The sequence below is a fragment of the Anaerococcus octavius genome (assembly GCF_900445265.1).
Lineage (GTDB): Bacteria > Bacillota > Clostridia > Tissierellales > Peptoniphilaceae > Anaerococcus > Anaerococcus octavius.
Window position 1 is genome coordinate 1 of sequence record NZ_UFTA01000001.1, and the last position, 6,350, is coordinate 6,350.

The window sequence follows — 6,350 nt, forward strand, 5'->3', positions numbered from 1 at the left end:
TAAAGCTAATAAAGATAGGGAAGAATTCGATAAGAAATTAGGAAGGTACAAAAAAGTTCATGATTCTGTTGAGCATAACTTAAGATCTACTAAAAATGATGTGGAAGGTAGGTTGCTTAAAGAAAAAATGCATACAGTAAAATCTATAGGCAGACGACTAGTGAAAGAAGAAGCAAATCTTACAGAAAAACCTGATTATGAAGAAGCTATTGATATATTTTTGATGAAGATATCAAAGTGGCTAATGGTAAGCAAATATTAGATTTTAAACTTGATGAGTAAAGGCTAGCGATAAAATATTAGCTAAAAATATAGATTTGAAAGTAATTGGCCCTGAGAAAATATGTATAGTAGGAAAAAATGGTGCAGGCAAAAGCACTTTATTAAAAAAGATAAAAAATGAATGCCAATCATTGAACTTAAAGATAGGCTATATGCCCCAATCTTATTTCGAATTTGAAAAAACTGACACAAATGCTATAGAATATCTATCTGATTCTTTTACAAAAGATGAGCAAACGAAAGCTTCAAATCTTTTAGGAAGCTTAAATTTTAAAAGAGAAGAAATGTTTAGAAATATAGCTGATTTATCAGGAGGACAAAAGGCAAAACTATTTTTTGCAAAGATGAATCTAGATAAGGCAGAAGTTTTAATCTTAGATGAGCCAACCAGAAACCTATCACCCTATCTAAACCTGAGATAATAGGAGCTCTAAATAATTATAAGGGAGTAATAATTGCAGTTTCCCACGATAGGGAATTTATATACCAAGTTTTTGATAAGATTTATAATTTAACTTGCCAGGGATTGAAATAAATACTAGAAAATATTAATATATTGGAATTTTACATTAATTAAATTAAAAAGTATAATCATGATATGGGAAAATTAATTAAAACTACTTTTAAAATATTAATATTTTTTGTGTCTTGGATAGCGATATCTGTATTAATTCCAATACCTGAGGGTATTTCTGATGTATGGTGGAGATTTATAGCTGAATTAGTTCCTTTTTTAGCTATAGTAATTCTTACATATGTATTTAATAGTTTTGAGAAAGATCGATTATCTATAATGTATTTTGAAAAAACCATCCAAACAAACTTTATCAGGAATATTGCTAGGCTTAATATGGTTTTTTATACCATTCTTATTGCTTAATAGTCTAGGATATTTGGAAATAACTGACAAAAATTATATAAATATGTTAAGCATTTGGATAGTTTCTGCATTTATAAATACTATTATGCAGGAGTTTTTGGTTCGCGGATATATTTATCAATTATTAAAGAGAGAATATAATATTATAGTTGCGACAATTGTTAGCACTTTATTATTTACTTTTATGCACGGAGGAGCATTTGAAGCAGGTCCTATCGCAGTTGTAAATGTCCTTACTATGTCTTTACTAATGACTATTATTTTAGAATACACTAATTCATTATTAATGCCTATAATCATGCATTTTATATGGAATGTTATGGGCGGCATAATATTTGGCACAGTATCCTTAGCAGAAGATTATCCTCATTTATATAATATAAAAATAATTGGAAATCAGCTCGTATCTGGTGGTAGTTTTAAAATGGAAGGTAGTATATTCGTATGTATCGTTAATATAATCATGATTATGATAATATATTATCTTTATAAGAGAAAAAATAAGCAGACAGATATAAATAAAATAGCTCCCATATCCTAAAATGGACTGGGAGCTTATTTTTTATAAATCAATATAATCAGAATATATTGCTGTCATTCCTATTTCTTTTAAGTCACTTACTACATCATCTGTGCTTCTTTTATCATCTATTTCAAATTGGCTATCGCCGCCATTTTCGCTTTTTTTGGCTCTATGTCCTATTGAGGTGTCTACTGATGCTGAGACCTTTGTTGCTGCGTATTTTACTGCTAGATTTCTAAAGTCTCTTGACTCCCTAGTGGATAGGGTGATGGATGCATATGGTAAAAATATTCTAATTGCTAGTAGGATTTGGAAAAATTTCTTATCATCTACTATATTTTCAAAAATCAAAGTCTCATCTGCTCCGTGTGTTGGTCTTATTCTTGGTAGAGAAATAGCTATTTCTGCTTGTGGATATTTTTTTTGAATTAGGCTTGCATGCACTCCTAATTTGAAGGCTTCTTCTATAGGATCTCCTAAGCCAAAAAGTGTTCCAAAACCTACTCCACGCATACCGCCCATCAAAGCTCTTTCTTGAGTGTTTATCCTGTAAGAAAAAGATCTCTTATGTCCTGCTGGATGATAAAAATCATAATACTTTTTATTATAAGATTCTTGGAAAACTGTTACAAAATCTGCTCCAGCTTGTCTTAATTTTTTGTAATCTGCTACATTTGTAGGATATATTTCTATACCTATTACTTTAAAATATTTTTTTGCTATTTCACAAGCCTTTGCTATATAATCGATTGATGAAAATTTCTCACTTTCTCCTGTAAGAATTAATACGTCTTCTATGCCAGTAGCAGCCAATGCCTTCATCTCTGCTTCTATTTCCTCATAAGTCAGCTTTGCTCTTTTAATATCACTTTGTGCTCTAAAGCCACAATATTTGCATGAATTTTCGCAGTAATTTGCTATATAAATTGGGGAAAACAAGCTAACATTATTACCAAAATATCTTATTCTTTTATCATAGGCTTTTTCTGCCATGATTTCTAAATATTCGTCTGGATCTATTTTTAAAATGTTATAAAAATCTTGGTAGGATATACTTTCTGCTTGTAATGATGCTGATATACTCGCCTTATCAACTTCTCTATTTTTCACCTCATTGTATATAGTTTCGATTTTTTCTTCTATATCTGAATCGATTATATCCATTCCTGGAAAATAATCTTCTACACTTTTAATATTCATATTAATCAAAAAAGTCCCTTAATGGGCTAGATGGATCTGCCCCTTGATTTAGAATTCTACCTGGTTTGATAAATAAGCGAGTCTGCCAGCTTCATCCCAATTGAATGCTTCTGCCATCAAAGTAATATTACAGCACTGGCAATTCCAGTATTTGCCATAATTGCAGCAGCTCCATTTCCATTGCTTCTGCTGCTTGGGATGTGTTCCTATTCCTGCATCAACTATATATGGAAATATTTACATTATAGTTGATGCAGGAATAGGAACACCATCCCAAGCAGCAGAAGCAATGGAAATGGAGCTGCTGCAATTATGGCAAATACTGGAATTGCCAGTGCTGGTAATATTACTTTGATGGCAGAAGCATTCAAATTGGGAATTGAAGCTGCAGACTCGCTATTTATCAAAACCAGGTAGAATTCTAAATCAAGGGGCAGATCCATCTAGCCCATTAAGGGACTTTTTGATTAATATGAATATTAAAAGTGTAGAAGATTATTTTCCAGGAATGGATATAATCGATTCAGATATAGAAGAAAAAATCGAAACTATATACAATGAGGTGAAAAATAGAGAAGTTGATAAGGCGAGTATATCAGCATCATTACAAGCAGAAAGTATATCCTACCAAGATTTTTATAACATTTTAAAAATAGATCCAGACGAATATTTAGAAATCATGGCAGAAAAAGCCTATGATAAAAGAATAAGATATTTTGGTAATAATGTTAGCTTGTTTTCCCCAATTTATATAGCAAATTACTGCGAAAATTCATGCAAATATTGTGGCTTTAGAGCACAAAGTGATATTAAAAGAGCAAAGCTGACTTATGAGGAAATAGAAGCAGAGATGAAGGCATTGGCTGCTACTGGCATAGAAGACGTATTAATTCTTACAGGAGAAAGTGAGAAATTTTCATCAATCGATTATATAGCAAAGGCTTGTGAAATAGCAAAAAAATATTTTAAAGTAATAGGTATAGAAATATATCCTACAAATGTAGCAGATTACAAAAAATTAAGACAAGCTGGAGCAGATTTTGTAACAGTTTTCCAAGAATCTTATAATAAAAAGTATTATGATTTTTATCATCCAGCAGGACATAAGAGATCTTTTTCTTACAGGATAAACACTCAAGAAAGAGCTTTGATGGGCGGTATGCGTGGAGTAGGTTTTGGAACACTTTTTGGCTTAGGAGATCCTATAGAAGAAGCCTTCAAATTAGGAGTGCATGCAAGCCTAATTCAAAAAAAATATCCACAAGCAGAAATAGCTATTTCTCTACCAAGAATAAGACCAACACACGGAGCAGATGAGACTTTGATTTTTGAAAATATAGTAGATGATAAGAAATTTTTCCAAATCCTACTAGCAATTAGAATATTTTTACCATATGCATCCATCACCCTATCCACTAGGGAGTCAAGAGACTTTAGAAATCTAGCAGTAAAATACGCAGCAACAAAGGTCTCAGCATCAGTAGACACCTCAATAGGACATAGAGCCAAAAAAAGCGAAAATGGCGGCGATAGCCAATTTGAAATAGATGATAAAAGAAGCACAGATGATGTAGTAAGTGACTTAAAAGAAATAGGAATGACAGCAATATATTCTGATTATATTGATTTATAAAAAATAAGCTCCCAGTCCATTTTAGGATATGGGAGCTATTTTATTTATATCTGTCTGCTTATTTTTTCTCTTATAAAGATAATATATTATCATAATCATGATTATATTAACGATACATACGAATATACTACCTTCCATTTTAAAACTACCACCAGATACGAGCTGATTTCCAATTATTTTTATATTATATAAATGAGGATAATCTTCTGCTAAGGATACTGTGCCAAATATTATGCCGCCCATAACATTCCATATAAAATGCATGATTATAGGCATTAATAATGAATTAGTGTATTCTAAAATAATAGTCATTAGTAAAGACATAGTAAGGACATTTACAACTGCGATAGGACCTGCTTCAAATGCTCCTCCGTGCATAAAAGTAAATAATAAAGTGCTAACAATTGTCGCAACTATAATATTATATTCTCTCTTTAATAATTGATAAATATATCCGCGAACCAAAAACTCCTGCATAATAGTATTTATAAATGCAGAAACTATCCAAATGCTTAACATATTTATATAATTTTTGTCAGTTATTTCCAAATATCCTAGACTATTAAGCAATAAGAATGGTATAAAAAACCATATTAAGCCTAGCAATATTCCTGATAAAGTTTGTTTGGATGGTTTTTCAAAATACATTATAGATAATCGATCTTTCTCAAAACTATTAAATACATATGTAAGAATTACTATAGCTAAAAAAGGAACTAATTCAGCTATAAATCTCCACCATACATCAGAAATACCCTCAGGTATTGGAATTAATACAGATATCGCTATCCAAGACACAAAAAATATTAATATTTTAAAAGTAGTTTTAATTAATTTTCCCATATCATGATTATACTTTTAATTTAATTAATGTAAAATTCCAATATATTAATATTTCTAGTATTTATTTCAATCCCTGGCAAGTTAAATTATAAATCTTATCAAAAACTTGGTATATAAATTCCCTATCGTGGGAAACTGCAATTATTACTCCCTTATAATTATTTAGAGCTCCTATTATCTCAGGTTTAGATAGGGGTGATAGGTTTCTGGTTGGCTCATCTAAGATTAAAACTTCTGCCTTATCTAGATTCATCTTTGCAAAAAATAGTTTTGCCTTTTGTCCTCCTGATAAATCAGCTATATTTCTAAACATTTCTTCTCTTTTAAAATTTAAGCTTCCTAAAAGATTTGAAGCTTTCGTTTGCTCATCTTTTGTAAAAGAATCAGATAGATATTCTATAGCATTTGTGTCAGTTTTTTCAAATTCGAAATAAGATTGGGCATATAGCCTATCTTTAAGTTCAATGATTGGCATTCATTTTTTATCTTTTTTAATAAAGTGCTTTTGCCTGCACCATTTTTTCCTACTATACATATTTTCTCAGGGCCAATTACTTTCAAATCTATTTTTAGCTAATATTTTATCGCTAGCCTTTAACTCATCAAGTTTAAAATCTAATATTTGCTTACCATTAGCCACTTTGATATCTTCATCAAAAAATATATCAATAGCTTCTTCATAATCAGGTTTTTCTGTAAGATTTGCTTCTTCTTTCACTAGTCGTCTGCCTATAGATTTTACTGTATGCATTTTTTCTTTAAGCAACCTACCTTCCACATCATTTTAGTAGATCTTAAGTTATGCTCAACAGAATCATGAACTTTTTTGTACCTTCCTAATTTCTTATCGATTCTTCCCTATCTTTATTAGCTTTATTATCTCTGTCTCTATAAAATTTTCTCTTTTTTTGACATAATCATCATAAGAATTATTAGAAATAGTGTGTTTTGACTCAGTTCTTCTTTTTATCTGCTCCAGATGTATTATC

The 6,350-nt window shown here is 30.5% G+C and carries 9 protein-coding genes and 1 pseudogene; 5 read left to right on the top strand and 5 right to left on the bottom strand.

Annotation, left to right across the window (positions count from 1 at the left end):
- From DY249_RS09115 to DY249_RS00015, 3 genes and pseudogenes are all read left to right on the top strand, one after another.
- Nucleotides 1-262, top strand: a pseudogene (locus tag DY249_RS09115) (hypothetical protein); the annotation flags it as partial.
- A 55-nt stretch (nucleotides 263-317) separates the two neighbouring features.
- A complete protein-coding gene (locus DY249_RS00010; protein ID WP_172540034.1) occupies nucleotides 318-704 on the top strand; it encodes an ATP-binding cassette domain-containing protein in 387 nt (128 codons plus the stop codon).
- A gap of 378 nt (nucleotides 705-1,082) precedes the next feature.
- Nucleotides 1,083-1,703: a CPBP family intramembrane glutamic endopeptidase gene (locus DY249_RS00015; protein ID WP_218565040.1), complete on the top strand. Its 621-nt coding sequence runs from the start codon at nucleotides 1,083-1,085 to the stop codon at nucleotides 1,701-1,703.
- 21 nt (nucleotides 1,704-1,724) lie between these two features.
- On the opposite strand, the gene thiH (DY249_RS00020) is transcribed toward DY249_RS00015, so the two are convergent.
- Nucleotides 1,725-2,885 carry a 2-iminoacetate synthase ThiH gene (gene thiH, locus DY249_RS00020; RefSeq protein WP_172540035.1) on the bottom strand — a complete coding sequence of 387 codons (1,161 nt, stop codon included), beginning with the start codon at nucleotides 2,883-2,885 and terminating at the stop codon, nucleotides 1,725-1,727.
- A gap of 193 nt (nucleotides 2,886-3,078) precedes the next feature.
- Between thiH (DY249_RS00020) and DY249_RS09470 the strand changes: the two genes are divergently transcribed.
- The gene (locus tag DY249_RS09470; RefSeq protein WP_425450974.1) at nucleotides 3,079-3,240 is read left to right on the top strand and encodes a hypothetical protein; all 162 of its coding nucleotides are present in this window, start codon (nucleotides 3,079-3,081) and stop codon (nucleotides 3,238-3,240) included.
- A 117-nt stretch (nucleotides 3,241-3,357) separates the two neighbouring features.
- Complete coding sequence (gene thiH / locus DY249_RS00035; RefSeq protein ID WP_172540035.1) at nucleotides 3,358-4,518, top strand: 2-iminoacetate synthase ThiH; 1,161 nt, start codon at nucleotides 3,358-3,360, stop codon at nucleotides 4,516-4,518.
- Between the two features lie 21 nt (nucleotides 4,519-4,539).
- On the opposite strand, the gene DY249_RS00040 is transcribed toward thiH (DY249_RS00035), so the two are convergent.
- The 4 genes from DY249_RS00040 to DY249_RS00055 all read right to left on the bottom strand — a co-directional run bounded on the left by DY249_RS00040 (nucleotide 4,540) and on the right by DY249_RS00055 (nucleotide 6,127).
- On the bottom strand, nucleotides 4,540-5,361 hold the full coding sequence (locus DY249_RS00040; RefSeq protein ID WP_115594757.1) for a CPBP family intramembrane glutamic endopeptidase: 822 nt from the start codon (nucleotides 5,359-5,361) through the stop codon (nucleotides 4,540-4,542).
- A gap of 61 nt (nucleotides 5,362-5,422) precedes the next feature.
- Nucleotides 5,423-5,836 (bottom strand): ATP-binding cassette domain-containing protein, encoded by a 414-nt coding sequence (locus tag DY249_RS00045; RefSeq protein WP_115594758.1) that lies wholly within the window; start codon nucleotides 5,834-5,836, stop codon nucleotides 5,423-5,425.
- On the bottom strand, nucleotides 5,758-5,922 hold the full coding sequence (locus tag DY249_RS09385) for an ATP-binding cassette domain-containing protein (RefSeq protein ID WP_115594759.1): 165 nt from the start codon (nucleotides 5,920-5,922) through the stop codon (nucleotides 5,758-5,760). The genes DY249_RS00045 and DY249_RS09385 overlap by 79 nt, the downstream gene beginning before the upstream one ends.
- Nucleotides 5,903-6,127 (bottom strand): hypothetical protein, encoded by a 225-nt coding sequence (locus DY249_RS00055; RefSeq protein WP_115594760.1) that lies wholly within the window; start codon nucleotides 6,125-6,127, stop codon nucleotides 5,903-5,905. The genes DY249_RS09385 and DY249_RS00055 overlap by 20 nt, the downstream gene beginning before the upstream one ends.
- Between the last annotated feature and the right edge of the window lie 223 nt (nucleotides 6,128-6,350).

Excerpts from the sequence above, each read along its gene's own strand:
- DY249_RS00040 (WP_115594757.1), bottom strand. The coding sequence starts at position 5,361 with ATGGGAAAATTAATTAAAACTACTTTTAAAATATTAATATTTTTTGTG.
- thiH (WP_172540035.1), bottom strand. The coding sequence starts at position 2,885 with ATGAATATTAAAAGTGTAGAAGATTATTTTCCAGGAATGGATATAATC.
- thiH (WP_172540035.1), top strand. The coding sequence starts at position 3,358 with ATGAATATTAAAAGTGTAGAAGATTATTTTCCAGGAATGGATATAATC.
- DY249_RS00045 (WP_115594758.1), bottom strand. The coding sequence starts at position 5,836 with ATGCCAATCATTGAACTTAAAGATAGGCTATATGCCCAATCTTATTTC.